The 26,067-nt window shown below is 65.6% G+C and carries 28 protein-coding genes; 24 read left to right on the top strand and 4 right to left on the bottom strand.

Annotated features, from left to right (window positions below):
* Positions 1 to 81 precede the first annotated feature (81 nt).
* The 12 genes from J2W36_RS00370 to leuB all read left to right on the top strand — a co-directional run bounded on the left by J2W36_RS00370 (position 82) and on the right by leuB (position 10,737).
* Entirely contained in the window at positions 82 to 843 is a 762-nt protein-coding gene (locus tag J2W36_RS00370; protein ID WP_307687669.1) for a GntR family transcriptional regulator, read from the top strand.
* A 196-nt stretch (positions 844 to 1,039) separates the two neighbouring features.
* Positions 1,040 to 1,486 carry a succinate dehydrogenase, cytochrome b556 subunit gene (gene sdhC, locus J2W36_RS00365; RefSeq protein ID WP_307687668.1) on the top strand — a complete coding sequence of 149 codons (447 nt, stop codon included), beginning with the start codon at positions 1,040 to 1,042 and terminating at the stop codon, positions 1,484 to 1,486.
* Positions 1,487 to 1,499: 13 nt separating this feature from the next.
* Positions 1,500 to 1,865 carry a succinate dehydrogenase, hydrophobic membrane anchor protein gene (sdhD, locus tag J2W36_RS00360; RefSeq protein WP_307687667.1) on the top strand — a complete coding sequence of 122 codons (366 nt, stop codon included), beginning with the start codon at positions 1,500 to 1,502 and terminating at the stop codon, positions 1,863 to 1,865.
* 4 nt (positions 1,866 to 1,869) lie between these two features.
* Positions 1,870 to 3,678 (top strand): succinate dehydrogenase flavoprotein subunit, encoded by a 1,809-nt coding sequence (gene sdhA, locus J2W36_RS00355; protein WP_307687666.1) that lies wholly within the window; start codon positions 1,870 to 1,872, stop codon positions 3,676 to 3,678.
* A 21-nt stretch (positions 3,679 to 3,699) separates the two neighbouring features.
* Entirely contained in the window at positions 3,700 to 4,401 is a 702-nt protein-coding gene (locus J2W36_RS00350; RefSeq protein ID WP_307687665.1) for a succinate dehydrogenase iron-sulfur subunit, read from the top strand.
* Between the two features lie 5 nt (positions 4,402 to 4,406).
* Positions 4,407 to 4,685 carry an FAD assembly factor SdhE gene (locus J2W36_RS00345; RefSeq protein WP_307687664.1) on the top strand — a complete coding sequence of 93 codons (279 nt, stop codon included), beginning with the start codon at positions 4,407 to 4,409 and terminating at the stop codon, positions 4,683 to 4,685.
* Positions 4,686 to 4,740: 55 nt separating this feature from the next.
* The gene (gene gltA, locus J2W36_RS00340) at positions 4,741 to 6,051 is read left to right on the top strand and encodes a citrate synthase (RefSeq protein ID WP_307687663.1); all 1,311 of its coding nucleotides are present in this window, start codon (positions 4,741 to 4,743) and stop codon (positions 6,049 to 6,051) included.
* A gap of 171 nt (positions 6,052 to 6,222) precedes the next feature.
* A complete protein-coding gene (locus J2W36_RS00335; protein WP_307687662.1) occupies positions 6,223 to 6,363 on the top strand; it encodes an entericidin A/B family lipoprotein in 141 nt (46 codons plus the stop codon).
* Between the two features lie 136 nt (positions 6,364 to 6,499).
* Positions 6,500 to 7,483 carry a LysR family transcriptional regulator gene (locus J2W36_RS00330; protein WP_503169901.1) on the top strand — a complete coding sequence of 328 codons (984 nt, stop codon included), beginning with the start codon at positions 6,500 to 6,502 and terminating at the stop codon, positions 7,481 to 7,483.
* A 39-nt stretch (positions 7,484 to 7,522) separates the two neighbouring features.
* Positions 7,523 to 8,944 (top strand): 3-isopropylmalate dehydratase large subunit, encoded by a 1,422-nt coding sequence (gene leuC / locus J2W36_RS00325; RefSeq protein ID WP_307687661.1) that lies wholly within the window; start codon positions 7,523 to 7,525, stop codon positions 8,942 to 8,944.
* A 16-nt stretch (positions 8,945 to 8,960) separates the two neighbouring features.
* Complete coding sequence (leuD, locus tag J2W36_RS00320) at positions 8,961 to 9,611, top strand: 3-isopropylmalate dehydratase small subunit (RefSeq protein ID WP_307687660.1); 651 nt, start codon at positions 8,961 to 8,963, stop codon at positions 9,609 to 9,611.
* 55 nt (positions 9,612 to 9,666) lie between these two features.
* Positions 9,667 to 10,737, top strand: a complete 1,071-nt coding sequence (leuB, locus tag J2W36_RS00315; protein WP_307687659.1) for a 3-isopropylmalate dehydrogenase — start codon at positions 9,667 to 9,669, stop codon at positions 10,735 to 10,737.
* Between the two features lie 64 nt (positions 10,738 to 10,801).
* Here the strand turns inward: leuB and J2W36_RS00310 are convergent, their stop codons facing one another.
* Positions 10,802 to 11,248: an SRPBCC family protein gene (locus J2W36_RS00310; protein WP_307687658.1), complete on the bottom strand. Its 447-nt coding sequence runs from the start codon at positions 11,246 to 11,248 to the stop codon at positions 10,802 to 10,804.
* 275 nt (positions 11,249 to 11,523) lie between these two features.
* Between J2W36_RS00310 and asd the strand changes: the two genes are divergently transcribed.
* The 8 genes from asd to J2W36_RS00270 all read left to right on the top strand — a co-directional run bounded on the left by asd (position 11,524) and on the right by J2W36_RS00270 (position 19,655).
* On the top strand, positions 11,524 to 12,681 hold the full coding sequence (gene asd, locus J2W36_RS00305) for an aspartate-semialdehyde dehydrogenase (RefSeq protein ID WP_307687657.1): 1,158 nt from the start codon (positions 11,524 to 11,526) through the stop codon (positions 12,679 to 12,681).
* Positions 12,682 to 12,694: 13 nt separating this feature from the next.
* Complete coding sequence (truA, locus tag J2W36_RS00300; protein ID WP_307687656.1) at positions 12,695 to 13,516, top strand: tRNA pseudouridine(38-40) synthase TruA; 822 nt, start codon at positions 12,695 to 12,697, stop codon at positions 13,514 to 13,516.
* Positions 13,513 to 14,217, top strand: a complete 705-nt coding sequence (locus J2W36_RS00295; protein ID WP_307687655.1) for a phosphoribosylanthranilate isomerase — start codon at positions 13,513 to 13,515, stop codon at positions 14,215 to 14,217. The genes truA and J2W36_RS00295 overlap by 4 nt, the downstream gene beginning before the upstream one ends.
* 95 nt (positions 14,218 to 14,312) lie before the next feature.
* A complete protein-coding gene (trpB, locus tag J2W36_RS00290; protein ID WP_307687654.1) occupies positions 14,313 to 15,569 on the top strand; it encodes a tryptophan synthase subunit beta in 1,257 nt (418 codons plus the stop codon).
* The gene (gene trpA, locus J2W36_RS00285; protein WP_307687653.1) at positions 15,566 to 16,411 is read left to right on the top strand and encodes a tryptophan synthase subunit alpha; all 846 of its coding nucleotides are present in this window, start codon (positions 15,566 to 15,568) and stop codon (positions 16,409 to 16,411) included. Before trpB ends, trpA begins: the two co-directional genes overlap by 4 nt.
* 22 nt (positions 16,412 to 16,433) lie before the next feature.
* On the top strand, positions 16,434 to 17,306 hold the full coding sequence (accD, locus tag J2W36_RS00280) for an acetyl-CoA carboxylase, carboxyltransferase subunit beta (protein ID WP_307687652.1): 873 nt from the start codon (positions 16,434 to 16,436) through the stop codon (positions 17,304 to 17,306).
* A 149-nt stretch (positions 17,307 to 17,455) separates the two neighbouring features.
* Positions 17,456 to 18,658, top strand: a complete 1,203-nt coding sequence (locus J2W36_RS00275; protein WP_307687651.1) for a serine hydrolase — start codon at positions 17,456 to 17,458, stop codon at positions 18,656 to 18,658.
* Positions 18,585 to 19,655, top strand: a complete 1,071-nt coding sequence (locus tag J2W36_RS00270) for a serine hydrolase (protein WP_307687650.1) — start codon at positions 18,585 to 18,587, stop codon at positions 19,653 to 19,655. Before J2W36_RS00275 ends, J2W36_RS00270 begins: the two co-directional genes overlap by 74 nt.
* An 11-nt stretch (positions 19,656 to 19,666) precedes the next feature.
* Here J2W36_RS00270 and J2W36_RS00265 read toward each other — a convergent pair whose 3' ends face one another.
* The gene (locus J2W36_RS00265) at positions 19,667 to 20,221 is read right to left on the bottom strand and encodes a YggT family protein (RefSeq protein ID WP_307687649.1); all 555 of its coding nucleotides are present in this window, start codon (positions 20,219 to 20,221) and stop codon (positions 19,667 to 19,669) included.
* A 50-nt stretch (positions 20,222 to 20,271) separates the two neighbouring features.
* Between J2W36_RS00265 and J2W36_RS00260 the strand changes: the two genes are divergently transcribed.
* The 4 genes from J2W36_RS00260 (at position 20,272) to J2W36_RS00245 (ending at position 24,514) form a co-directional block, all read left to right on the top strand.
* Complete coding sequence (locus tag J2W36_RS00260; protein ID WP_307687648.1) at positions 20,272 to 20,919, top strand: LON peptidase substrate-binding domain-containing protein; 648 nt, start codon at positions 20,272 to 20,274, stop codon at positions 20,917 to 20,919.
* Between the two features lie 131 nt (positions 20,920 to 21,050).
* Entirely contained in the window at positions 21,051 to 22,583 is a 1,533-nt protein-coding gene (lysS, locus tag J2W36_RS00255) for a lysine--tRNA ligase (RefSeq protein ID WP_370869226.1), read from the top strand.
* A gap of 117 nt (positions 22,584 to 22,700) precedes the next feature.
* Positions 22,701 to 23,960 carry an Hsp70 family protein gene (locus J2W36_RS00250; protein ID WP_307687647.1) on the top strand — a complete coding sequence of 420 codons (1,260 nt, stop codon included), beginning with the start codon at positions 22,701 to 22,703 and terminating at the stop codon, positions 23,958 to 23,960.
* A complete protein-coding gene (locus J2W36_RS00245) occupies positions 23,957 to 24,514 on the top strand; it encodes a M48 metallopeptidase family protein (RefSeq protein WP_307687646.1) in 558 nt (185 codons plus the stop codon). Before J2W36_RS00250 ends, J2W36_RS00245 begins: the two co-directional genes overlap by 4 nt.
* A 45-nt stretch (positions 24,515 to 24,559) precedes the next feature.
* Here J2W36_RS00245 and nagZ read toward each other — a convergent pair whose 3' ends face one another.
* Together nagZ and acpS are read right to left on the bottom strand one after the other, a co-directional pair.
* On the bottom strand, positions 24,560 to 25,657 hold the full coding sequence (gene nagZ, locus J2W36_RS00240; protein ID WP_307687645.1) for a beta-N-acetylhexosaminidase: 1,098 nt from the start codon (positions 25,655 to 25,657) through the stop codon (positions 24,560 to 24,562).
* A gap of 9 nt (positions 25,658 to 25,666) precedes the next feature.
* Positions 25,667 to 26,059, bottom strand: coding sequence for a holo-ACP synthase (acpS, locus tag J2W36_RS00235; RefSeq protein WP_307687644.1), 393 nt, complete (start codon positions 26,057 to 26,059; stop codon positions 25,667 to 25,669).
* Positions 26,060 to 26,067: the final 8 nt, after the last annotated feature.

Genomic DNA, 26,067 nt, shown 5'->3' with positions numbered 1-26,067 from the left:
GCATTCTCGTTGGTTGGCGTCTTATGTCTTATATAAGATATAGTCTTGCGCGCACGCCCGGCGTGCGCTTCAACCGCCCCCATGAACTCCCCCCTCCACGCCTACACCGAGACTGGAACGCCGTCGTTCAGTCCGCTGTACCAGCAGATCAAGGCATTGATCCTGCAGAGCCTGCAGGCGGGCGAATGGAAACCGGGCGAACCGATTCCCAGCGAAATGGAGCTCGCCGCCCGGTTTCGCGTGAGCCAGGGCACCGTGCGCAAGGCCATCGACGAACTCGCAGCGGAAAACCTGGTGGTACGGCGCCAGGGCAAGGGAACCTTCGTGGCCACCCATGCCGAGCACAACGTGCAGTACCGCTTTTTGAAGCTGGTGCCCGACAGCGGCGACTTCGCCGCCAAGGGTCCGGCCGAACGCACCATCGTCGACTGCCGTCGGCAGCGCGCCACCGCCGACGTGGCGCGCGCCCTGGCGCTGCGCACGGGCGACCCGGTGCTCCAGGTGCGACGCGTGCTGGCCTATGCGAGCGTGCCGACCATTCTCGAAGACCTCTGGCTGCCCGGCATCCCGTTCAAGGGCCTCACGGCCGAGCGGTTGCGCGCCTCCCGAGGGCCGATGTATGCGATGTTCGAGATGGAATTCGGCACACGAATGGTGCGCGCCGAGGAGAAAATCCGGGCCGTGCTGCCCGACGAAGCGCAGGCTGCGCTGCTCCACGTCACTCAGGCCACGCCGCTTTTAAGCGTCGAGCGCGTCGCCCTCACCTACAACGATGTACCGATGGAGCTGCGCCGCGGCCTCTATCGAACCGATACACATCATTATCGCAACGAGTTGGGCTGATGCCCGGCTTCCCTCAACCCTGCCCCGGAAGACATGACACCAAAGAGATTGACGCTATCAAATCCGTAGTGCCCGAGCAATCCGGTGCGTTGACGCTCAAGCGCCCGCCACCCGATGGTGCATTGCAATAGAATTTTGCGTTGTTTGCATTCCCACAAAGAACAAGCCATCCCGCCGAAAAGCAACGAAAGCCCCCATGTCAGAGCTTGCCACCCCACCCCGTCCACCGCGGCGCCAGTTCCGCAACATCAACCTCCTCAAGGACCTGCCGACTTACCGCTTGCCCCCTGCGGGCATCGTGTCGATCCTGCATCGCATCAGCGGTCTGGTGATGTTTCTCCTGATGCCGTTCATCATCTGGATGTTCGACACCTCGATTTCCTCTGAAATTTCGTTTGCACGCTTCAAGGCCGCCTTCAACAGCGGCCTTGGTTTCGTTCCGGGCGTCTTCATCAAGCTCGTGGCACTCGCGCTGATCTGGGCCTACCTGCACCACTTCATTGCCGGCCTGCGCCACCTCTGGATGGACGTGAGCCATGCCGCGGTGACCAAGGAGTTCGGCAAGACCTCCGCGCTTGCAACGCTGGTCCTGAGCATCGCGTTGACCGTGATCCTCGGCGCCAAGCTGTTCGGCCTGTACTGAAAGGGATCGCACCATGTCTGTGAATTACGGCTCCAAGCGCATCGTCGTCGGCGCACATTACGGTATGCGTGACTGGCTCAGCCAGCGCATCACGGGCGGCCTCATGGCGCTCTTCACCGTCATCCTGCTGGCGCAGGTGATCTTCTCGCGTGGCCCGATCGGCTACGACACCTGGTCGGGCATCTTCTCGTCCCAGTGGATGAAGGTCCTGACCTTCTCCGTCATTGCGGCGCTTCTGTATCACGTGTGGGTCGGCGTGCGCGACATCTGGATGGACTACGTCCAGCCCGTCGGCATCCGCCTTGCACTGCAAGTTTTCACCATCGTCTGGCTTGTCGGTTGCGCGGGTTGGGCCATTCAAGTGCTCTGGAGAGTTTGACCCCATGACCTATACCAAAGACCAAATCACCAAGCGCAAGTTCGATGTCGTCATCGTTGGCGCCGGCGGCTCCGGCATGCGTGCCTCACTGCAACTCGCGCGTGCCGGCCTCAATGTGGCCGTGCTCTCCAAGGTGTTTCCGACCCGTTCGCACACTGTGGCCGCACAAGGCGGCGTGGGCGCTTCGCTCGGCAACATGAGCGAGGACAATTGGCACTACCACTTCTACGACACGATCAAGGGCTCCGACTGGCTCGGCGACCAGGACGCGATCGAGTTCATGTGCCGCGAAGCGCCAAAGGTTGTGTACGAGCTCGAGCACTTCGGCATGCCCTTCGACCGCAATCCGGACGGCACCATCTACCAGCGCCCGTTCGGCGGCCATACCGCGAACTACGGCGAAAAACCCGTCCAGCGTGCCTGCGCCGCAGCCGACCGCACCGGCCACGCGATGCTGCACACGCTCTACCAGAAGAACGTCGAGGCCCGCACCCAGTTCTTCGTCGAATGGATGGCGCTCGACCTCATCCGTGACAACGAAGGCGACGTGGTTGGCGTGACCGCGCTCGAAATGGAAACCGGCGACCTGCACATCCTGCAGGCGAAGACGGTGCTGCTGGCCACCGGCGGCGCCGGCCGGATCTTCCAGGCATCCACCAACGCCTTCATCAACACCGGCGACGGCCTGGGCATGGCGGCGCGCTCGGGCATTCCGCTGCAGGACATGGAGTTCTGGCAATTCCACCCGACCGGCGTGGCCGGTGCGGGCGTGCTGCTGACCGAAGGCTGCCGCGGCGAAGGCGCCATCCTGCTCAACAGCAATGGTGAACGCTTCATGGAGCGTTATGCGCCCACGCTGAAGGACCTGGCACCGCGCGACTTCGTGTCGCGCTCGATGGACCAGGAAATCAAGGAAGGTCGTGGCTGCGGTCCCAACAAGGACTATGTGCTGCTCAAGCTCGACCATCTGGGCGCCGAGACCATCCACAAGCGCCTGCCTTCGGTGTATGAAATCGGCGTCAACTTCGCCAACGTCGACATCACCAAGGAACCGATTCCGGTCGTGCCGACCATCCATTACCAGATGGGCGGCATCCCGACCAGCATCAACGGCCAGGTCGTGATTCAAAAGGGCGACCAGAACAGCGCCGTGGTGAATGGCCTGTACGCCGTGGGCGAATGCTCCTGCGTGAGCGTGCACGGCGCCAACCGCCTGGGCACCAACTCGCTGCTCGACCTGCTGGTGTTCGGCCGCGCGGCCGGCAACCACATCGTCCAGTTCAACGACAAGCTCAAGGAACACAAGCCGCTGCCGGCCGATGCGGCCGACCGTACGCTGGAGCGCCTGAACCGCCTCGAATCGACCACCGCCGGCGAATATGCGCAAGATGTGGCCGGTGAGATCCGCGCTGTCATGCAGCAACATGCGGCCGTGTTCCGCAAGCAAGCCTCGATGGACGAAGGCGTGGTCAAGATCGCCGCCGTGCGTGAGCGCGTGAAGGCGATCGGCCTGAAAGACAAGTCGAAGGTGTTCAACACCGCCCGCATCGAGGCACTCGAAGTCGACAACCTGATCGAAGTGGCGCAGGCCACGATGGTGTCGGCTGCAGCGCGCCGCGAATGCCGCGGCGCCCACACGGTGGAAGACTACGAACGTCCGGCGGACGATCCGGTCGCGCCGCTGGGCCGCGACGACGCCAACTGGATGAAGCACACGCTCTGGTACAGCGAGGACAACCGCCTTTCCTACAAGCCGGTCAACCTCCAGCCGCTGACGGTCGCCTCGGTGCCGCCCAAGGTCCGCACCTTCTAAGAACACACAAAGGTCATCACGATGAAGCGCACATTCCAAATCTATCGCTACGACCCGGACAAGGACGCGAAGCCCTACATGCAGACCATCGAGATCGAACTCGATGGCCACGAACGCATGCTGCTCGACGCCCTCATGAAGCTCAAGGCGCAGGACCCGACGCTGTCGTTCCGCCGCTCCTGCCGCGAAGGCGTCTGCGGCTCGGACGCGATGAACATCAACGGCAAGAACGGTCTGGCCTGCCTGACCAACATGAACACGCTCAAGGGCACTGTCGTGCTCAAGCCGCTGCCGGGTCTGCCCGTCATCCGCGACCTGATCGTGGACATGACGCAGTTCTTCAAGCAGTACAACTCGATCAAGCCGTATCTGCAGAACGACAACGTGCCGCCCGAAAAGGAACGCCTGCAGTCGCCGGAGGAACGCGACGAGCTCAACGGCCTGTACGAGTGCATCCTGTGCGCGAGCTGCTCGACGAGCTGCCCGAGCTTCTGGTGGAACCCCGACAAGTTCGTGGGTCCCGCCGGATTGCTGCAAGCCTATCGCTTCATCGCCGACAGCCGTGACGAAGCGACCGCCGAGCGCCTGGACAACCTCGAAGACCCGTACCGCCTGTTCCGCTGCCACACCATCATGAACTGTGTGGACGTGTGCCCGAAGAACCTGAATCCGACCCAGGCCATCGGCAAGATCAAGGAACTGATGGTCCGTCGGGCCATCTGACCGCCATGGAAGCCACCCCCGACCTCGACCAGCGCCTGAGCGAGCGAGCGCTCAGCAAACTCAAATGGCGCTGTCGTCGGGGGCTGCTCGAGAACGATCTGTTCATCGAGCGATTCTTCGCGCGCCATGAGTCCAGCCTGACCGTGCGTCAGGCCGAAGCGATGGGGACATTGATGGATCTGTCAGACCACGATCTTCTCGATCTCTTCCTGCAGCGAAAGGAGCCCGAGCCCGCATGGGCCGGGGCGGACGTGGTCGATTTGCTGCGCATCATCCGCGTCTGATGCCTTCGTGGCGTCTGCGCGTTCCCCAAAATCCATCTGAAGAAAGAAAGTCGAAATGAAAGCTTCCGAGACCAAGGCCACGCTGTCGTTCAGCAATGGTGGCGACAATGTCGATCTGCCGATCTACAAGGGCACGCTCGGCCCGGACGTCATCGACATCCGCAAGCTCTATGCGCAGACGGGCATGTTCACGTATGACCCGGGCTTCATGTCCACGGCGTCGTGCCAGTCGACGATCACCTACATCGACGGCGACAAGGGCGAGCTGCTGTACCGCGGTTACCCCATCGAGCAGCTTGCGACCAACTGCGACTTCCTGGAAACCTGTCACCTGCTGCTGTACGGAGACCTGCCTGACCAGCCGAAGAAGGACGAATTCACCAAGCTCGTGACCAACCACACGATGGTCAACGAGCAGATGCAGTTCTTCCTGCGCGGCTTCCGTCGCGACGCGCATCCGATGGCCATCATGACCGGCCTGGTCGGCGCGCTGTCGGCCTTCTATCACGATAGCACGGACATCAACAATCCGAAGCACCGTGAGATCGCCGCGATCCGCCTGATCGCAAAGATGCCCACGCTGGTGGCCATGGCGTACAAGTACACGATCGGCCAGCCGTACATGTACCCGCGCAACGACCTGAGCTATGCGGGCAACTTCCTGCACATGATGTTCGCGACGCCGTGCGAAGAGTACAAGGTGAGCCCGGTGCTCGAGCGCGCGCTCGACCGCATCTTCATCCTCCATGCCGACCACGAGCAGAATGCATCGACCTCGACCGTGCGCCTGTGCGGCTCGTCGGGCACCAACCCGTTCGCCGCCATCGCGGCCGGCGTGGCCTGCCTCTGGGGCCCCGCGCACGGTGGCGCCAATGAGGCCGCCCTCAACATGCTCTACGACATCCAGAAGGCTGGCGGCGTGGAGAAGATCGGCGAGTTCATCAAGCAGGTCAAGGACAAGAATTCCAACGTCAAGCTGATGGGCTTCGGCCACCGCGTGTACAAGAACTACGACCCGCGCGCCAAGCTCATGCAGGAAACCTGCAAGGAAGTGCTCGGCGAACTCGGCCTGGAAAACGACCCGCTGTTCAAGCTGGCCATGGCGCTCGAGAAGATCGCGCTGGAAGACGAGTACTTCGTGTCGCGCAAGCTCTACCCGAACGTCGACTTCTACTCGGGCATCGTGCAACGCGCGATCGGCATTCCGGTGCCGCTGTTCACCGCCGTGTTCGCCCTGGCGCGCACCGTCGGCTGGATCGCGCAGCTCAACGAAATGATCGGCGATCCGGAATACAAGATCGGCCGTCCGCGCCAGCTGTTCGAAGGTTCGGTGCAACGCGACGTCAAGCCCATCGCCTCCCGCTGATCGGCGGTGCGGCACCGCGAGCGTGCCGCCTGCGATCAGGCTCCATGAAAGCTGCCTTCGGGCAGCTTTTTTGCGTCTTGACTGACAAGCAACTGACCTGCAGAAGGTTAAATTTTGTTGTGGAGGGTCTTCTCCATCACGTCACAACCTATGCATCGCAGGAGCTCTGTCATGAAAAAACTCGCCGCACTGATCGCTGTCACTTTCGTCTTCGGCGCCTCGCTCGCCGGCTGCAACACCGTCGCTGGCGCAGGCCAGGACATCCAGAAGGGTGGCTCCAAGCTAGAAAACGCCGCCGAAAAGAAGAAGTGATCCGGTTCTTCACCTGGAAACGAGCGGGCCACGGGCCCGCTTTTTTCATCTCGCGAAGGCAGCGGGGCCATCGTGGATCACGATGACAAACGGAGGCGACACATAGGACAATAGCCCTCCCACATCTTGACTCACGATGTCCAAAGCCCTGACCACCACCGAACGCAGCTTCGCCCGACGCATCGACCTCACGTCGCTGCAGTTGTTCGTCGCAGTCTGCGAACTGGGCAGCATCGGTCGGGCGGCGGAGCGCGAGTTCATTGCGGCATCGGCCATCAGCAAGCGCCTGTCCGACCTCGAAGCCACGCTCGGCACGCCCCTGCTCTACCGCCACACGCGCGGCGTCGACCTGACACCCGCGGGCGAAAGCCTGTTGCACCATGCCCGCTCGGTGCTCTACAGCCTGGAGAAGATGCAGGGCGAACTCAGCGAGTACGCCGACGGTGTGCGTGGCCACGTGCGGGTGCATGCCAACATCTCGGCCATCGTGCAGTTCCTGCCGGAAGACCTGGGTGTGTTCCGGCGCGCCCATGAAGAAATCAAGATCGACCTGGAGGAGCACCTGAGCACCGAGGTGCTGCGCGCTGTGCAGGAAGGCGCCGCCGATCTGGGCATCTGCCACCTGGCCGAGGGCGCCAGCGAACTCCAAAGCCTCGTCTACCGCCACGACCGGCTCGTGCTGATCGTGCCCACCGGCCACGCACTCGCCGACCAGGGACCGCTCGATTTCATGGCCTCGCTCGACCATGACCACGTCGGCCTGCACACCAACAGCTCGATCTACGTGGCCACCCGCCAGGCAGCCATGGCTGCAGGCCGCAGCATCAAGCTGCGCATCCATGTGACCGGCCTGGACGCCATGTGCCGCATGATCGAGAACGGCCTGGGCATCGGCGTGATGCCCGGCGGCGCCTTCGAACTCATGCGTGGTGGCGTCGGCCGCCGGCTCACCAGTGTGGCGCTGACCAACGACTGGGCGCAGCGCGAAATCCGCCTGGTGGCACGCGACTTCTCGACGCTCCCGGTGGCCGCCCGCACGCTGGTGGCCCACCTGCAGGCTTCCGGCGAAGCAGTACGCACACGGGCCGAGCCCAGGGCCATTGCGACGTCGCTCGCCTGACCCACTCCCACTCCGATTCCCCACGAAAGACCAAAAACCATGGCACGCACGCTCTACGACAAACTCTGGGACGAACACGTCGTCCACACGGAAGAAGATGGCACGGCCATCCTCTACATCGACCGCCATCTGGTGCATGAAGTCACCAGCCCCCAGGCCTTCGAAGGTCTGCGCGTGGCCGGCCGCAAGCTCTGGCGCATCAGCTCGGTGGTCGCCACCGCCGACCACAACACACCCACGACCGGCTGGGAACGCGGCTACGCCGGCATCGCCGACGCCACCAGCAAGGAACAGATCACCACGCTGGACAGCAACATTGCCGAATTCGGCTCTGCCGCGTTCTTCCCCTTCCTGAGCAAGCGCCAAGGCATCGTGCACGTGATCGGCCCCGAGTCGGGCGCCACGCTGCCGGGCATGACGGTGGTTTGCGGCGACTCGCACACCTCGACGCACGGCGCCTTCGGCGCGCTGGCGCATGGCATTGGCACCAGTGAGGTCGAGCACGTGATGGCCACGCAGACGCTGCTCGGCAAGAAGGCCAGGAACATGCTGGTGAAGGTCGAAGGCAAGCTGCCGCTGGGCTGCACCGCCAAGGACATCGTGCTGGCCATCATCGGGCGCATCGGCACGGCCGGCGGCACCGGCTACACCATCGAGTTCGCAGGCTCGGCCATTCGCGACCTGAGCATGGAAGGCCGCATGACCGTCTGCAACATGGCGATCGAGGCAGGCGCGCGTGCGGGCCTGGTGGCGGTCGACCAGAAGACCATCGACTACGTCAAAGGCCGCCCGCTCGCGCCCACCGGCGTCGAGTGGGACCACGCCGTCAGCTACTGGAAGACGCTGCAGTCCGACCCCGGCGCGCATTTCGACGCGGTGGTCGAGCTCGATGCCACCCAGATCAAGCCGCAGATCACCTGGGGCACCTCGCCCGAGATGGTGCTGCCCGTGGACGGGCGCGTGCCGGATCCGGACAAGGAGAAGGACGCCAACAAGCGCGGTGCGATCGAACGCGCGCTCACCTACATGGGCCTGGAACCCAACAAGGCGATGAACGACATCTTCATCGACAAGGTGTTCATCGGCTCCTGCACCAACAGCCGCATCGAGGACATGCGCGAAGCCGCAGCCGTGGTGCAGAAGCTGGGCCAGAAGGTCGCCAGGAACGTCAAGCTGGCGATGGTGGTGCCTGGATCGGGCGTGGTGAAGGAGCAGGCCGAACGTGAAGGCCTCGACTTGATCTTCAAGGCTGCGGGCTTCGAGTGGCGCGAGCCCGGATGCTCGATGTGCCTGGCGATGAACGCCGACCGGCTGGAACCCGGCGAGCGTTGCGCCAGCACCAGCAACCGCAACTTCGAAGGCCGGCAAGGCGCGGGTGGCCGAACCCACCTCGTGAGCCCGGCCATGGCCGCCGCCGCTGCGGTGCACGGCCACTTCGTCGACGTCCGAACCTTCGCCTGATTCCTGGAAGACAACCATGCAGAAATTCACCGTGCACCAGGGCCTCGTGGCCCCCATGGACCGCGAGAACGTCGACACCGACGCCATCATCCCCAAGCAGTTCCTCAAGTCGATCAAGAAGACCGGCTTCGGCGTGAACCTGTTCGACGAATGGCGCTACCTCGACGCCGGCTTTCCGGGCCAGGACCCGGCCAGCCGCAAGCCCAACCCCGACTTCGTGCTGAACCAGCCGCGCTATGCCGGCGCGTCGGTGCTGCTCGCGCGCAAGAACTTCGGCTGCGGCTCGTCGCGCGAGCACGCGCCTTGGGCGCTCGACCAGTACGGCTTTCGCGCCATCATCGCGCCGAGCTACGCCGACATCTTCTTCAACAACAGCTTCAAGAACGGCCTGCTGCCCATCGTGCTGCCTGAAGCGCAGGTGGCCCAACTGTTCGACGAGACCTTCGCCTTTGCGGGCTATAAGCTGACCGTCGACCTGGAGCGCCAGGTGGTCGTCAAGCCTGACGGCGGCGAGTTCGCCTTCGACGTGCAGGCCTTTCGCAAGTACTGCCTGATGAATGGCCTGGACGACATCGGCCTGACGCTGCGCCACAAGGACAAGATCACCGCCTTCGAGGCCGAACGCCTGGCCACCAAGCCCTGGCTCGCGCACACGATGGTGAGCTGACCGGCGCAGCCGCACTCCCCCTTCCTTCCTTTCTTCCAATCCACAGACCTCCACAATGAAAATCGCAGTTCTCCCGGGTGACGGCATCGGCACCGAAATCGTCGCGCAAGCCATCCGCGTGCTGGATGCACTCGACCTGCCCTTCGAGATGGAAACGGCCCTGGTCGGCGGCGCCGCCTACGAGGCGCACGGCCATCCGCTGCCCGACGCCACGCTCAAGCTCGCCAAGGAAGCCGACGCGGTGCTGTTCGGTGCCGTCGGCGACTGGAAGTACGACAAGCTCGACCGGCCGCTGCGCCCTGAGCAGGCCATCCTGGGCCTGCGCAAGAACCTGGGCCTGTTCGCCAACTTCCGCCCGGCCATCTGCTACGAGCAGCTGGTGGACGCGTCCAGCCTCAAGCCCGAGCTCATCGCCGGCCTGGACATCCTCATCATCCGCGAGCTGACCGGCGACATCTACTTCGGTCAGCCCCGCGGCCGCCGCACGGCTGTCGACGGGCATTTCCCGGGCGCGGACGAAGCCTTCGACACGATGCGCTACTCGCGCCCCGAAGTCGAGCGCATCGCACGCGTTGCATTCGAGGCCGCCCGCAAGCGCAGCAAGCGCGTGACCAGCGTGGACAAGGCCAACGTGCTGGAGACCTTCCAGTTCTGGAAGGACATCGTGACCGAGGTCGGCAAGGAATACCCCGACGTTGAGCTCGACCACATGTATGTCGACAACGCAGCCATGCAACTCGTGAAGGCGCCCAAGAAGTTCGACGTGATCGTGACCGGCAACATGTTCGGCGACATCCTGTCGGACGAGGCCGCCATGCTCACCGGCTCGATCGGCATGCTGCCGTCGGCCTCGCTCAATGCAAGCAACCAGGGCCTGTACGAACCGAGCCACGGCAGCGCGCCCGACATTGCGGGCAAAGGCGTGGCCAACCCGCTGGCGACCATCCTGAGCGCCGCCATGATGCTGCGCTACTCGCTCAACCAGGAAGACGCTGCCCAGCGCATCGAGACGGCCGTGAAGAAGGTGCTGGCCCAGGGCCTGCGCACGCCGGACATCTACAGCGCGGGCACGACGAAGGTCGGCACGGTGGAGATGGGCGACGCGGTGCTCAAGGCGCTGGCCTGAGTCTTTGATCGGCGGTTCACGCGCCCGGTTGCTGGGGGTGCCCTGCTCCTTGTCCGATGCGGGCTCAGCCCGGGATGACAGGCTCCACCAGCAGCGCGAGTTGCGCCAACGATTCCTGCCAGCCCAGATAGCACATCTCCACGGGAATGACCTCCGGAATGCCGGCCTGCACGACGCTCAGTTCCGTGCCGCAGGACACGGCCTTGAGTTCCACCGTGACCTGGATCTCTCCAGGCAGGTTCGGGTCCTCGAACTTGTCCGTGTAGCGAATGCGTTCGCCGGGGACGAGCTCCAGGTATTCGCCGCCAAAGGCGTGCGCGTTGCCGCTGGAGAAGTTGAGAAAGGACATCCTGAACGTCCCGCCCACCCGCGGCTCGAAGTGATGGACCTTGCAGAGAAAGCCATGAGGCGGCAGCCACCGCGCCATGGCGTCGGGATCGATGAAAGCGCGATAGACCTTGTCGGGCGGGGCCTTGAGGATGCGATGGAGTCGGACGGTACCGGTGGGCATGGCGAAGCTCCTGTGTGCTGTTCGAACGAGCACCGTTCATACACCATCCGACGCACATCCGCTACAATATGTGCCATGTTTGCCGCCCGCCCGTTCACCCTGAACTCAGCATCCGCCGCCCAGGCCGGTGTGGTCGTGCGCGCAACCATCATCAAAACCACGACCATTAAGGGCTGATCCAGCCTGGTTCGTCGTGCGCCCTCTCCCGGCCAGACGAGCCGGGCCCCTCGGCCGTTGCTGATTGCGGGAATATTTATCTATTGAAGGGCGTTGACATGAGCAAGTTGGTGGGCCTCGTCGGCTGGCGCGGCATGGTGGGTTCGGTCCTGATGGACCGCATGGTGGCAGAGAAGGACTTTGACCTGATCGAGCCTGTGTTCTTCTCGACCTCCAACGCGGGCGGCAAGGCCCCGGCGATGGCGAAGAACGAAGGCACGCTGCAGGACGCGCACGACATTGCCGCCCTCCAGCGCTGCGACATCATCATCACCGCCCAAGGCGGCGACTACACCAGCGCCGTCTTCCCCAAGCTGCGCGCTGCCGGCTGGAACGGCCACTGGATCGACGCCGCCTCCACCCTGCGCATGAACGACGACGCGATCATCGTGCTCGATCCGGTCAACCTGCCCGTGATCCAGAATGCCCTGTCCAAGGGCGGCAAGAACTGGATCGGCGGCAACTGCACCGTGAGCTGCATGTTGATGGGCGTGGGCGCGCTCTACAAGGCCGGCCTGGTCGAATGGATGACCAGCATGACCTACCAGGCGGCTTCGGGCGGCGGTGCGCAGCACATGCGCGAGCTGCTCACCCAGTTCGGCACGCTCAACGCCGAAGTGCGCGCGTTGCTGGACGACCCCAAGTCGGCCATCCTCGAAATCGACCGCAAGGTGCTTCACAAGCAGCAGAACCTGAGCACTGTCGAGACGGCCAACTTCGGGGCACCGCTGGGCGGTTCGTTGATCCCGTGGATCGACAAGGACCTGGGCCTGGGCAAGAGCCAGGACGATGCCGAATGGGGCATGTCCAAGGAAGAATGGAAGGGCGGCGCCGAAACCAACAAGATCCTCGGACAGGGCGCGGGCTTCGGCACGGCCGCCACGCCGGTCGACGGCTTCTGCGTGCGCGTGGGCGCGATGCGCTGCCACAGCCAGGCGCTGACCTTCAAGCTCAAGAAGAACGTGCCGCTGGCCGACATCGAAGCGCTGATCGCCGCCGACAACCCCTGGGCCAAGGTCGTGCCGAACACGCGCGAGGCCACCGTCAAGCACCTGACGCCCGTGGCCGTGACCGGCACCATGGACATTCCGGTCGGCCGCATCCGCAAGCTGGCGATGGGCCCGGAATACGTCGGCGCCTTCACCATCGGCGACCAGCTGCTGTGGGGCGCGGCCGAACCGCTGCGCCGCATGCTGCGCATCCTGCTCGAAGCCTGAGCGTCGTGCGAACTTGAGGCTGGCACTCGGCGTCCGCTACCACGGCCAGGCCTACCAGGGCTGGCAGAGCCAGCGCTCGGGCCAGACCGTGCAGGACAAGCTTGAAGCTGCGCTCGCGCGCTTTGCCGCGCAGCGCATCTCCACGCTGTGCGCCGGACGCACCGACACCGGCGTGCACGGCCTGATGCAGGTGGTCCACTTCGACACCGACATCGAGCGCACGCCGTTCTCGTGGGTGCGCGGCACCAACCGCTACCTGCCGCCGGACATCGCCATCCAGTGGGCGCATCCGGTGCCCGATGCCTTCCACTGCCGCGCCAGCGCGTTGTCGCGGCGCTATCTCTACGTGCTGTCGCAGTCGCCGGTGCGCCCGAGCCTGGACGCGGGCCGCGTGGGCTGGTCGATGCGCCCGCTCGACGGCGATGCCATGCGCGCGGCCGCTGCGCTGCTGATCGGAGAGCACGACTTCAGCTCCTTCCGTGCCTCGGCCTGCCAGGCGCGCTCGCCCGTGAAGACCGTGCGCCGCATCGCCATCAGCCGCCACGCCGACGGGCCCGACCCGGAGCGGTGCAGCTGGCATTTCGAGTTCGAGGCCGACGCCTTCCTCCACCACATGATCCGCAACATCATGGGCTGCCTGGTGCGCGTGGGTCATGGCGACGAGTCACCGCAATGGATCGCCGAGGTGTTGGCCGCGCGCAGCCGCAAGGTTGCCGCGCCGACTTTTTCGGCCAGCGGCCTTTATTTCCGCGGCCCGCTCTACGACGCCGCCTGGGGCCTGCCTGCGGAGGCGACCTGGCAGGCCAGTGGCGCTGCGTATGATGGCGCGCCATGAATCCGCCCGCGACCCTGTCTGCCAGCATGAACGCCTTCACGCGCATCAAGATCTGCGGCCTCACACGTGAAGCCGACGTCGACGCGGCCGTCGATGCAGGCGCCGACGCCATGGGCTTCGTGCTCTACGCCCAAAGCGCGCGCGCGGTGGGCATCGAACGCGCCGCGGCGCTGGCCGCGCGTCTGCCGCCCTTCGTCACGCCGGTATTGCTGTTCGTCAACGAAGCGCCTGCGACGGTGCTGCGGGCGCTGGCCGCCGTGCCTGGCGCCGTTGCCCAGTTCCACGGCGACGAATCGCCCGCGCAGTGCCTGGAAGCCAGCGGCCACGGCGCGCACCGATTCCTGCGCGCCGCCCGTATTCCACTGGGTGCGGCAGGGGCAGGCTTCGACCTCGTAAAATACGCGTCCGATTACTCCCACGCCCAGGCCATCCTGCTCGACGCGCATGTCGACGGATTTGGCGGAGGCGGCAAGGCATTCGATTGGTCACTTCTTCCAACCGCCGTCGACGCTCACCTCGTCTTGAGTGGTGGACTCACACCTGCAAACGTGGCCGATGGCATTCGCCAGCTCCGGCCGCGATGCAGGTCGCTGGCCGTTGACGTGAGCTCCGGCGTCGAAGCCTCCAAGGGCATCAAGGACGCTGGCAAGATCCGGGAATTCGTCGCAGCCGTGCGCGGCGCCCAGGTTGCCTCTGTTTGAGGCGGCGGGCCGCGCGCCTTGTTGCCCTTCAGCGAATTCATCGCCCTGATTCCGCCGCGCCGGTCTTCGTCCGCGCGGCCCACCGATCGAGAACCATGAACGACTACCAACAGCCCGACGCCACCGGCCATTTCGGCAACTACGGCGGAACTTTCGCGAGCGAGACGCTCACGCACGCCATCCAGGAACTGCGCGAGGCCTACGAGCGCTACAAGAACGACCCTGAATTCCTCGCCGAATTCAACTACGAGCTGGCGCACTTCGTGGGCCGGCCGTCGCCGATCTACCACGCCGCGCGCACCAGCAGCGAAGTGGGCGGCGCGCAGATCTACCTCAAGCGCGAAGACCTCAACCACACCGGCGCGCACAAGATCAACAACACGATCGGCCAGGCCATGCTCGCCAAGCGCATGGGCAAGCCGCGCGTGATCGCCGAAACCGGCGCGGGGCAGCACGGCGTGGCGACCGCCACCATCTGCGCGCGCTACGGACTGGAATGCGTGGTCTACATGGGCAGCCAGGACGTCAAGCGCCAGAGTCCCAACGTCTACCGCATGAACCTGCTGGGCGCCACGGTGGTGCCGGTGGAATCGGGCAGCAAGACGCTCAAGGACGCGCTCAACGAAGCCATGCGCGACTGGGTCACCAACGTCGAAAACACCTTCTACATCATTGGCACGGTGGCCGGCCCGCACCCGTACCCGATGATGGTGCGCGACTTCCAGAGCGTGATCGGCACCGAATGCATCGCGCAGATGCCCGACATGCTGGGCGGCCAAGGCAAGCAGCCCGATGCCGTGATCGCCTGCGTGGGCGGCGGCAGCAACGCGATGGGCATCTTCCACCCGTACATTCCGTTCGCCGGCACGCGCCTGATCGGCGTCGAAGCCGCGGGCGAAGGCCTCGACAGCGGCAAGCATTCGGCCTCGATCCTGCGGGGCAGCCCGGGCGTGCTGCACGGCAACCGGACCTACCTCCTGCAGAACGAGGATGGCCAGGTGACCGAGACGCACAGCATCAGCGCGGGCCTGGACTACCCGGGCGTCGGCCCCGAACATGCCTACCTGGCGGACATCGGCCGCGCCGAATACGTCGGTGTGACCGACGCGCAAGCGCTCGAAGCCTTCCACTACCTGTGCCGCACCGAAGGGATCATTCCCGCGCTCGAATCGAGCCATGCGGTGGCTTACGCCATGCAGCTGGCCAAGACCATGCGCCCGGACCAGTCGATCCTGGTCAACCTCTCCGGACGCGGCGACAAGGACATCGGCACGGTGGCCGATCTGTCGGGTGTGGATTTCTACGATCGCCCTTCGATGCGCGGCCTGAGCGTGAAGGGAGGTTCGCTGTGAGCCGTATTTCAGCCACCTTCTCCGCCCTGCAGAAAGACGGCCGCAAGGCCCTGATCCCTTACGTCACTGCGGGCTTCCCCTTCGCCGACATCACGCCCGAACTCATGCACGGCATGGTCGAGGCGGGGGCCGACGTGATCGAGCTCGGCGTGCCCTTCTCCGACCCGATGGCCGACGGCCCGGTGATCCAGAAGGCCGGCGAAGCCGCACTGGCGATGGGCGTGGGCATGAAGCAGGTGCTGGCCATGGTCGCGGCCTTCCGCCAAGCGGACGACCGCACGCCGGTCGTGCTCATGGGCTACGCCAACCCGGTCGAACGCTACGACCTGGTGCATGGCGCCGGCAGCTTCATCCGCGATGCGGCCGCCGCCGGCGTCGACGGCCTGCTGGTGGTCGACTATCCGCCAGAGGAATGCGAGGTTTTCGCCGGACAGCTGCGCGAAGCGGGCATCGACCTGATCTTCCTGCTGGCGCCCACCAGCACCGCAGAGCGCATGGCGCAGGTTGCGCGCATTGCGTCGGGCTACGTCTACTACGTGTCGCTCAAGGGCGTGACCGGTGCCGGCCACCTCGACACCGACGCGGTCGCCCGCATGATCCCGCGCATCCGTGCGCACGTGGGCATCCCCGTGGGCGTGGGCTTCGGCATCCGCGACGCCGCCACCGCGCAGGCGGTTGGCGTGTCGGCCGATGCGGTCGTCATCGGCACCCGGATCATCCAGCTGATCGACGGCCAGCCGCGCGAACAGGTGGTACCGCTCGTGCGCGACTTCCTCGGCGGAATCCGTGCCGCGCTCGATGCGTTGCCACCCGCTACCCCATCCGACGCCACTGGCCGATAATCCAGCCACTTCAGGAGATGCCATGAGCTGGCTTGAAAAACTGCTACCCGCCAAGATCGCCCAGACCGACCCCAGCGAGCGCCGCCAGGTGCCCGAAGGTCTCTGGATCAAATGCCCGAGCTGCGACACGGTGCTCTACAAGACCGACCTCGAGCACAACCAGAACGTGTGCCCGAGCTGTGGCCACCACCATCGCATCGGCGCGCGTGCGCGCCTGGACGCCTTCCTCGACGCCGAGGGCCGCTACGAACTCGGCCAGGAAGTGCTGCCGGTCGATGCGCTCAAGTTCAAGGACAGCCGCAAGTACACCGAGCGGCTCAAGGAAGCCCTGGAGAACACCGGCGAGACCGATTCGCTGATCGTGATGGGCGGCTCGGTGCTGAGCATCAACGTCGTGGTGGCCTGCTTCGAGTTCGAGTTCATGGGCGGCAGCATGGGCAGCGTGGTCGGCGAGCGCTTCGTGCGCGGCGTCGAGACCGCCATCGAGCAGAAGGTGCCGTTCATCTGCTTCACCGCCACGGGCGGCGCGCGCATGCAGGAAGGCCTGCTCTCGCTGATGCAGATGGCCAAGACCAACGCAGCGCTCACCCACCTCGCCAAGAAGGGCCTGCCCTACATCAGTGTGCTGACCGACCCGACCATGGGCGGTGTGAGTGCCGGCTTCGCCTTCGTGGGCGATGTGGTGATCGCCGAGCCCAAGGCGCTGATCGGCTTTGCCGGCCCGCGCGTGATCGAGTCGACGGTGCGTGTGACGCTGCCCGAAGGCTTTCAGCGTTCGGAGTTCCTCCAGACCAAGGGAGCGATCGACTTCATCAGCGACCGCCGCGAGCTGCGCAAGACCATCGCCAGCACCCTCGCGATGCTGCAGCGCCTGCCGGCAGACGCCGTCGGCTGACGCGTTCGCTGTCGCATTGTGGGCATTCGCCTGCATGCATATCGGATACAGGCGGCTGACAGTGCTGCAGTCGGCCGGCGACAAATGAGGGGTTGACGCGGAGGGGATCGCAATGGCGCGTTTCCCGACGCCACGAACACTCCCATTGCATGACCCCTGAATCTCTGGTTCGAATCTTCTGGCGCAGCACGGTTCGGCGCGGCCGCATCGGCACAGCCACCCTGGCGCTCGGCATGGCCTGCGCGGCGGAGGCACAGCCCTCACCCGCCCCCCTCCCTCCGACGGCGGGAACCTCGTGGAACGAGCACCTCGTTGCCGAGTTCGCCAGCATCGAATCGCAGACGCGCGGGCGTTTGGGCGTCTACGTGCGCGACCTCGACACCGGCCAGCAGACCGCCTACCGTGCCGACCAACGCTGGTACCTGGCCTCGATGATCAAGGTTCCGGTGGCGATGGCCGTTTTTCGCGGCGTCGAGCGAGGACATTTCACGCTGGAAACGCCGGTGACGCTGCGCGCAGGCGATTATGTCGACGGCGCCGGCCCGACCAAGAACATCGCGGTGGGCACGCTGGTCACCGTGCGCTTCCTGCTCGAACAGATGATCATCCGGAGCGACAACACCGCCACCGACGTCCTGATCGACCTGGTCGGCCTGGCCGACGTGAACGCGCTGAACGAGACGCTGGTGCCGGGTGGCTTCACGCCGATCACCACGCTGTCGGACATCCGACGGACCCTCTACGGCTACCTGACGCCCGAAGCCACCAAGCTGACAGGCCGCGACCTCATTCTGCTGCAGCGCGAGCGCGTCGACGTGCAACGGCTGCAGTTGCTGGCCCGCCTCACCGGAACGCGCGTGGCGGACTTCAAACTGCCCAGCCTGGATGCCGCCTACCGCGCCTACTACGCGACCGGCGTGAATTCGGGCAGCCTGAGCGCATACGGCCGTCTGCTCGAACAGCTTGCCAATGGCCAGGCGCTCACGTCGACATCAACCGCCGTGCTGCTGCAGATCATGGCGAGAGTCGAAACCGGCAACAACCGCCTGAAGGCCGGTTTTCCGAGCGGCCTGCGCTTTTCCCACAAGACCGGCACCCAGCGCGCGCGCATCTGCGATGCCGGCCTGCTGCGTGTGGCGGAGGCGGGCGACCACGAGCGTCGCGCCGTCGTGGTCGCATGCGTGCGCGGCGAGCCGTCGCTGCAACGCTCGGAAGCAGCGCTCATGCAGGTGGGCCTGGCCCTCTGCCGATCCGGACTGATCACCCAAGGAATTCCCAATGCCACGACCTGCCCTGCACACACCCGCACTCACCCTGTGCCTGCTGTCGCTGCTGACGATAGCGAGCGCTGAGACCGCCCAGGCCGCCGATTGGAACGACACGCTCCAGCGTGAGGTCGAGCGCATCGACCGTGAAACGCCTGGTGCGCTCGGCGTCTACGTCAAGCGCATGAACGGAGGCGAAACCTTTTCCTATGGCGCAGACCAGCGTTGGTACCTGGGCTCGACGGCCAAGGTACCGATCGCCATCGCCGTGCTCCAGCAGGTCGACGCGAAGAAGCTCAAACTTTCCGACACGATGAAGCTCGAGCCCACGGACAGGATCGAGGCAGGCCAACTGGTCTGGCGGCAGCCTGGAACGCCGTTCACCATCGACTTTCTGCTCACCCGCATGCTCGGCGACAGCGACAACACCGCGGCCAACATGCTGGTGCGCGCGGTGGGTGAAGAGCAACTCAACCGGAGCGCCAGCGCGGCGCTGGGCACCAGCGGCTTCGAGCGCCTGACGTCGCTCGCGCAGGTGCGCTACGACGTGTACGCCGAGATCCATCCCGACGCCCGCAAGCTGAGCAATGACCAGCTGGTGCGCATCGCCTCGTCGCCGATGGGCCCGCAGCGGGTCGACGCCGTGCGCCGCGCGCTGAACCTGAAGACCGCCGACCTGCGCGCCAAGACCATCGATGAAGCCTACGCGCACTACTACAAGACCGGCGCGAACGCCGCCACGCTGGTGGCCTACGGCGACATGCTGGAAAAACTGGTGCGCGGCGAACTGCTGGAGCCCGCGAGCACCGAGCGCATGTACAAGGCGATGAAGTTCGACATCTACACGGGCTACCGGCTGCAGGCAGGGTTTGCGCGATCGGCCCACTTCATCCACAAAACCGGAACCCAGTACCAACGCGCCTGCCACATGGGCGTGATCCATCCGCAGAACCGGGGCGCCAACGGCATCGTCGTCGCCGCCTGCACCGCCGACCTGGACGAACAGAAAGCAGCCGGCAAGGTGTTCGAGCGCCTGGGCCGCGTGATCAACCAGACGCTGATCACGCCGCCCGCAGGCGGCTGATCCGCAACCGATCAGATGCGGAAGGCCGCACCCATCAGGTTGCCCAGGATGATGCCCACGACCTGCAGCAGCACGATCGCCGCCAGCGGCGACAGATCGACGCCACCCACCAGCGGGATGATGCGGCGCAGCGGCCGCACCAGCGGCTCCGCCAGGCGACCGAGCAGGTCATGCATGAACGGCGACGCGTGCGGCACCCACGACAGCACCGCGTAGACGATCAGCAGCACCGTCAGGCCCGACACGGCCAGTTGCACCAACGCAATCAGCGACACCAGCGGCAGCAGCGCGATGCGGCCCAGGCTGCCGCTCAAGAGCCAGAGCAGCAGGAATTTCAGCATCACCAGCAGCCAGGCCGCGATCAGGCTGGCCAGGTCCCATCGTTTGGCCGCCGGCACGATGCGCCGAAGCGGCAGCACGATCCAGTCGGTCACCGCGAAGATGAAACGCCCGAGCGGGTTGCCGAAGGGCACGCGGTGGTACTGCATGTACAGGCGCAGCAGGCACGCGCCGCCGACAAGACCGACGAGTACGTCGAGCAGGAATGAGGGGATCTGTTGGAACATGGCGCGTGACGGGTGATGGGAGTGCGATGATAGCGACGAGAGATGCATCGATGACGACGCCACCCCTTCTGCAAACCCTCCCCCTGTTCCCGCTGGGCAGCATTCTGTTCCCGGGCGGACTCCTGCCTCTGCGCATCTTCGAGGTGCGTTATCTCGACATGATCGGCAAATGCGTACGCAACGGCACGCCCTTCGGGGTGGTCGGCCTGGTCGAGGGCGCCGAGGTGCGCGTGGCTGGCGCCGTCACCGAGCGCTTCCATGCGGTGGGTACCCTGGCGCAGATCCGGCTGTGCGAGACACCGCAGCCGGGCCTGATGCAGGTCGAGTGCATCGGCACGCAGCGCTTTCGCGTGCATGCCAGCGAGCAGCAGAAACACGGCCTCTGGACGGCCGAAGTCCAAGCGCTGGCCGACGACCAGGCCGTGGCGATTCCCGACGACCTGCAGCACACCGCCGCCGCGCTGCGCAGGCTGATCGACACACTGGAGGAACGGCGCCGCATCGAGCATGCCGACGGCCTGCGTCTGCCCATCGCTGCGCCCTATCGCCTGGACGATTGCGGCTGGGTTTCCAACCGCTGGTGCGAGCTGCTGCCGCTGGATGCCCCACTCAAGCAACGCCTCATGGCGCTCGACAGCCCGCTCATGCGCCTGGAGCTGGTGAGCGACTTGCTCGCACGCAGCGGCATTGTTGACTAGCTTGCTATTGATTCAATAGCATCCTGCACAGCCGCGGTGCGCTGCGGCAGGTGATTCGTTCCGGGCATCGGCGGGCTAAAATGGCGGGCTTCGCGCGGCGCCGCCTGCGCCCTCCAGTTTTTCCCTCCCTCATGACCGAACCTACGACCTCCCCTGCGCCTGCGATCGACGACAACCAACTGATCGCCGAGCGCCGCGAGAAGCTCAAGTCCCTGCGTACGGCGCAATCCGAAGGCAAGGGCGTCGCATTCCCGAACGACTTCAAGCCGCAGCACCGTGCCACCGCGCTGGCAGCGGCCCATGGCGCAACCGAGGCCGAGCCGCTGGAAGCACAGGCCGTGGCGGTCAGCGTGGCCGGCCGCATGATGCTCAAGCGCGTGATGGGCAAGGCCAGCTTCGCGACCGTGCAGGACGCGACCGGCCGCATCCAGCTCTATGTGACGCGCGATGCGATCGGCGAAGAGGCCTACGCCGACTTCAAGCGCTGGGACCTGGGCGACATCATCGGCGCCGAAGGCACGCTGATGAAGACCAAGACCGGCGAGCTGTCGGTCAAGGTCACGAAGCTGCGCCTGCTCACCAAGAGCCTGCGGCCGCTGCCCGACAAGTTCCACGGCATGGCCGACCAGGAACAGAAGTACCGCCAGCGCTACGTCGACCTGATCACCGATGAAACGGCACGCGCCCGCTTCACCGCGCGCAGCAAGGCCGTGAGCGCCCTGCGCGAATTCATGGTGGCCAACGACTTCCTCGAAGTCGAGACGCCGATGCTGCACCCCATTCCGGGCGGTGCCAACGCCAAGCCCTTCAAGACGCACCACAACGCGCTCGACCAGGAGATGTTCCTGCGCATCGCGCCCGAGTTGTACTTGAAGCGCCTGATCGTCGGCGGCTTCGAGCGCGTGTTCGAGATCAACCGGAGCTACCGCAACGAGGGCATCTCGGTGCGGCACAACCCCGAGTTCACGATGATGGAGTTCTATGCGGCGTACTGGAACTACCAGGACCTGATGGACTTCACCGAGATGATCATCCGCACGATCGCCAAGAAGACGGTCGGCAGCGAGCAGCTCACGTACGGCGGCAAGCCGGTCGACCTGAGCCAGCCCTTCGAGCGGCTGACGATCCGCGAGGCCATCCTCAAGCACACCGATGCCGGCGTGAACGTCGACGACACCGCGTGGCTCGTCAACGCCCTGCGCAAGATCGGCCTGTCCGAAGAAAAGGACAAGCTGTCGCAACGCAGCCTGGCCAGCCTGCAGGTCATGTACTTCGAGGAAACCGTTGAAGAGAAGCTCTGGCAGCCGACCTTCATCATGGAACACCCGACCGAGATCTCGCCGCTGGCGCGCGCCAACGACGACCGGCCGGAAGTGACCGAGCGCTTCGAGCTCTACATCACCGGTCGGGAATTCGGCAACGGCTTCAGCGAGCTGAACGACGCCGAGGACCAGGCCGCGCGCTTCAACGCTCAGGTGGCCGCCAAGGACTCGGGCGACGACGAAGCGATGTTCTACGACCACGACTTCGTGCGCGCGCTCGAATACGGCATGCCGCCCACCGGCGGCTGCGGCATCGGCATCGACCGATTCATGATGCTGCTGACGGATTCGCCGAGCATCCGCGACGTGATCCTGTTCCCGGCACTGCGCCGCGAGGCTTGACTCGCCCCCAGGTCGCCCGCACTTCGTGTCGGGCTCCCACCCCCTACCGGGGGCAACACCAGCGGCCCGGCAAAGCCGGCTCCGCGGTGTTCACGGATCGAATGCATTTGGAAATTCATGATCGGTATTGATTTCGGCACTTCAAATTCAGCGATCGCCTGGGCGCCCGAAGGCGGCCTTGCGCAGTCGCTGCCGCTCGAAGGCGAAGCGACGACGATGCCGACCGCGATCTTCTACAACGCCGAAGACCGCAGCACGCACTTCGGGCGCGAAGCCGTCGCACTCTACCTGGCGGGCGTCGAGGGACGCCTGATGCGCTCGCTCAAGAGCCTGCTGGGCAGCTCGCTCATGCAGGACACCACCGCCGTCTACGATGGGCTGGTGAGTTTCCAGGACATCATCGCGCGCTTCCTGCACGAGCTCGCCACCCGCGCCGAGCAGACGCTGGGCACGCGGCCCGACCGCGTGGTGATCGGCCGGCCGGTGCATTTCGTCGATGACGACGCCAAGCGTGACCGGCAGGCCGAAGACAGCCTGCGCGAAGCTGCACGTTCGGCCGGCTACCGCGACGTCGCGTTCCAGTTCGAGCCGATTGCCGCGGCCTTCGATTACGAACAGCGCGTGACCCGGGAGTCGTTGATCCTGATCGTGGACATTGGCGGCGGCACGTCGGACTTCACCGTGGTGCGCCTGGGCCCCGAACGCATGACCCTGGTCGACCGCACGAGCGACGTGCTCGCCACCAGCGGCGTGCACATCGGCGGCACCGATTTCGACCAACGCCTGAATCTGGAGTGCGTGATGCCCACGCTGGGCTTTCGGCACCACGACGCGCGCGGCCGCGAGGTGCCCAGCAAGGTGTTCTTCGAACTGTCGTCGTGGCACCTGATCAACTGGCTCTACGCACCCAAGGCCGTACGGCAGGCCCAGGAGCTGCGCACGAGCTATGCCGACGCGCGGCTGCACCGGCGCCTGATGACGGTGCTCGAGGAGCGCTACGGGCACCGCATCGCGGCCGAGGTCGAGCAGGCGAAGATCGACAGCTCGGTCAGCGGCCTGCCCGTCGCCATCGATCTGTCCTTCATCGAAACCGGCCTGGACGCCTCGCTCACGCCGCCCGACATGGCGCAGCACCTGGCCGACGCGTTGTCCAAGGTGGTGGCAAGCGCCCATGAGTGCGTGCGCCGTGCCGGCCTGCGCAGCCACGACCTGGACGCGGTCTACCTGACGGGCGGCTCCTCTGCCCTGGAGCCGTTCCAACAGGCGCTGCGCCGCAGCTTCGCCGGTGTGAAACTGGTCGAGGGCGACCTCTTCGGCGGCGTGGCCGCGGGATTGGCTTACTCGGCACGCACGGCGCGCTCCGCGCGGGGCGCATGAAGTACCTGGCGCACTACCCGCTTGCACTGCAGGCCCAGGTGCGGCAGCTCATCGCAGACGGCAAGCTCGCCGACCTGCTGCGAAAACGTTACCCGACGGCCCACGAGGTGCGCACCGACCGGGCGCTCTACGCCTACGTGATAGACCTGAAGAACGCGTTCATGCGCAACGCCGAACCGTTGGCCAAGGTCGCCTTCGACAGCAAGCTGCACGTGGTGCGCCATGCGCTGGGCACGCACACCACGGTGTCGCGCGTGCAGGGCGGCAAGCTCAAGTCCAAGCGCGAGATCCGCGTGGCGACGATTTTCAAGGAGGTGCCGCTCGAACTGCTGCGGATGATCGTGGTGCATGAACTCGCCCACATGAAGGAACGCGAGCACGACAAGGCCTTCTATGCGCTTTGCACCCACATGGACCCGGACTACCACCAGCGCGAGTTCGACCTGCGGCTGTACCTGACGCACCGCGATGGCGGCGGCGAACGGCTGTGGGCGCCGGAGCTGGCAGGCGACGTGGCAGGCGCTGCACCCGCCTGCGCCGTCGCGCAAGACTGACACCGGCCCCGATGGCCCCTGCCGCCGCGCGACCGCAGCGCGCCTTCAGCCTCCCGCGATGTCGGTCACCAGGCGCTGCGCCTGCCGGTAGTCCGGCGAATCCTGCAATGCGTCCCACGACAGCGCCTCGCCGCGCGGCAGCAGCGCGCGGCGCCGCGCTTCGCTGACCGCACGCGGCTGCCAGCGGCCATCTCGCTGCGCCGCGTCGAAGCCGGCGAGCAATTCGTCAAGCGGCGCGCCCGTGCCGATGCTCTGATTGCACAGCAGCGCGAGGTCGCAACCTGCCTGCAGCGCTGCCAGGGCCGCATCGGTGTAGCTCAGCAGCACGTGATCGATGCGCCGCGCGGCCTCCATGCTCAGGTCGTCGCTGAACACCGCGCCCTCGAATCCCAGGCGCGTGCGCAGGATGCCGCCCAGCCACTTGGCCGAGAAGCCCGCCGGCAGCGCATCGACCTTGCTGTAGATCACGTGGGCCGGCATCACGGCAGCCAGCGCGCCGCCGAGCCAGTCGTAGGGCTGTGCATCGTCCGCCAGGATCGCCTTGAGGCCACGCCGGTCGACCGGCACCGCCACATGCGAATCGGCCTTGACGAAGCCATGTCCTGGAAAGTGCTTGCCGCAGTTGGCCATGCCGGCGCGCAACAGGCCGTGCGACAGGCTCTTGGCCAGCAGCGACACCACACGCGGGTCGCGGTGGAAGCTGCGGTCACCGATCACACTGCTCTCGCCATGGTCCAGGTCGAGCACGGGCGTGAAGCTGAAGTCGACGCCGCAGGCGCGCAACTCGCTCGCGAGCACGAAACCGACGGCCGTGGCGGCCCGCGTCGCCTGCATCGGTGAGCGCATCCAGTGCTCGCCCAACAGGCGCATCGACGGCAAGCGCGTGAAGCCATCGGTGCGAAAGCGCTGAACGCGCCCGCCCTCCTGGTCGACACTGATGAGCAGGTCGGGCCGCAGCGCCTTGAGCTCGGCGTTGAGCGCCTGCATCTGCGCGCGGTCTTGCCAGTTGCGCGCGAAGTGGATGACGCCGCCGACCCGGGGGTCGGCAATGCGGCGGCGGTCGTCCGCGGTGAGTTCGGTGCCTGCGACATCGATGATCAGCGGCGCGTGCAGGCCGTCGGGGCTGGGCGGGGAAAAGGTCATGCCAGGATTTCAGTTCTTCTCGACCACCACGAAGCTCGCGGCGTATTCGGTTTCGTCGGTCACCGTGACGTGGGCGCTGAGGCCCTGCGCCTCGAACCATTCCTTGAGTGCACCGTGCAGCACGATGACCGGCTTGCCGCTCGGGAGGTTGGCGATTTCGCACAGGCGCCAGCTCATGGGCATGCGCATGCCCAGTCCGACGGCCTTGCTGAACGCTTCCTTGGCTGAAAAGCGCGTGGCGAGGTAGCTCAGCCCGCGCTGGGGCCAGCGGGCGCTGCGCGCTTGCCAAACGGCGAATTCGGCGTCGGCGAGCACCTTGCGCGCAAAGCGTTCGCCCTGGCGCTCGTAGGTGGCCGCGATGCGCCGCAGGTCACAGATGTCGGTGCCGATGCCGTAGATCATGCGCGATG

Origin of the sequence: Variovorax ginsengisoli, from assembly GCF_030811835.1 — a bacterium.
Taxonomy (GTDB): domain Bacteria; phylum Pseudomonadota; class Gammaproteobacteria; order Burkholderiales; family Burkholderiaceae_C; genus Variovorax; species Variovorax ginsengisoli_C.
The sequence above is the reverse complement of the archived record's forward strand: the minus strand, read 5'-3'. Positions and strand labels throughout refer to the sequence as shown.

Coding starts and splice junctions, on each gene's coding strand:
- J2W36_RS00370 (WP_307687669.1), top strand. CDS start 82: ATGAACTCCCCCCTCCACGCCTACACCGAGACTGGAACGCCGTCGTTC.
- sdhC (WP_307687668.1), top strand. CDS start 1,040: ATGTCAGAGCTTGCCACCCCACCCCGTCCACCGCGGCGCCAGTTCCGC.
- sdhD (WP_307687667.1), top strand. CDS start 1,500: ATGTCTGTGAATTACGGCTCCAAGCGCATCGTCGTCGGCGCACATTAC.
- sdhA (WP_307687666.1), top strand. CDS start 1,870: ATGACCTATACCAAAGACCAAATCACCAAGCGCAAGTTCGATGTCGTC.
- J2W36_RS00350 (WP_307687665.1), top strand. CDS start 3,700: ATGAAGCGCACATTCCAAATCTATCGCTACGACCCGGACAAGGACGCG.
- J2W36_RS00345 (WP_307687664.1), top strand. CDS start 4,407: ATGGAAGCCACCCCCGACCTCGACCAGCGCCTGAGCGAGCGAGCGCTC.
- gltA (WP_307687663.1), top strand. CDS start 4,741: ATGAAAGCTTCCGAGACCAAGGCCACGCTGTCGTTCAGCAATGGTGGC.
- J2W36_RS00335 (WP_307687662.1), top strand. CDS start 6,223: ATGAAAAAACTCGCCGCACTGATCGCTGTCACTTTCGTCTTCGGCGCC.
- J2W36_RS00330 (WP_503169901.1), top strand. CDS start 6,500: ATGTCCAAAGCCCTGACCACCACCGAACGCAGCTTCGCCCGACGCATC.
- leuC (WP_307687661.1), top strand. CDS start 7,523: ATGGCACGCACGCTCTACGACAAACTCTGGGACGAACACGTCGTCCAC.
- leuD (WP_307687660.1), top strand. CDS start 8,961: ATGCAGAAATTCACCGTGCACCAGGGCCTCGTGGCCCCCATGGACCGC.
- leuB (WP_307687659.1), top strand. CDS start 9,667: ATGAAAATCGCAGTTCTCCCGGGTGACGGCATCGGCACCGAAATCGTC.
- J2W36_RS00310 (WP_307687658.1), bottom strand. CDS start 11,248: ATGCCCACCGGTACCGTCCGACTCCATCGCATCCTCAAGGCCCCGCCC.
- asd (WP_307687657.1), top strand. CDS start 11,524: ATGAGCAAGTTGGTGGGCCTCGTCGGCTGGCGCGGCATGGTGGGTTCG.
- J2W36_RS00295 (WP_307687655.1), top strand. CDS start 13,513: ATGAATCCGCCCGCGACCCTGTCTGCCAGCATGAACGCCTTCACGCGC.
- trpB (WP_307687654.1), top strand. CDS start 14,313: ATGAACGACTACCAACAGCCCGACGCCACCGGCCATTTCGGCAACTAC.
- accD (WP_307687652.1), top strand. CDS start 16,434: ATGAGCTGGCTTGAAAAACTGCTACCCGCCAAGATCGCCCAGACCGAC.
- J2W36_RS00275 (WP_307687651.1), top strand. CDS start 17,456: ATGACCCCTGAATCTCTGGTTCGAATCTTCTGGCGCAGCACGGTTCGG.
- J2W36_RS00270 (WP_307687650.1), top strand. CDS start 18,585: ATGCCACGACCTGCCCTGCACACACCCGCACTCACCCTGTGCCTGCTG.
- J2W36_RS00265 (WP_307687649.1), bottom strand. CDS start 20,221: ATGTTCCAACAGATCCCCTCATTCCTGCTCGACGTACTCGTCGGTCTT.
- J2W36_RS00260 (WP_307687648.1), top strand. CDS start 20,272: ATGACGACGCCACCCCTTCTGCAAACCCTCCCCCTGTTCCCGCTGGGC.
- lysS (WP_370869226.1), top strand. CDS start 21,051: ATGACCGAACCTACGACCTCCCCTGCGCCTGCGATCGACGACAACCAA.
- J2W36_RS00250 (WP_307687647.1), top strand. CDS start 22,701: ATGATCGGTATTGATTTCGGCACTTCAAATTCAGCGATCGCCTGGGCG.
- J2W36_RS00245 (WP_307687646.1), top strand. CDS start 23,957: ATGAAGTACCTGGCGCACTACCCGCTTGCACTGCAGGCCCAGGTGCGG.
- nagZ (WP_307687645.1), bottom strand. CDS start 25,657: ATGACCTTTTCCCCGCCCAGCCCCGACGGCCTGCACGCGCCGCTGATC.
- acpS (WP_307687644.1), bottom strand. CDS start 26,059: ATGATCTACGGCATCGGCACCGACATCTGTGACCTGCGGCGCATCGCG.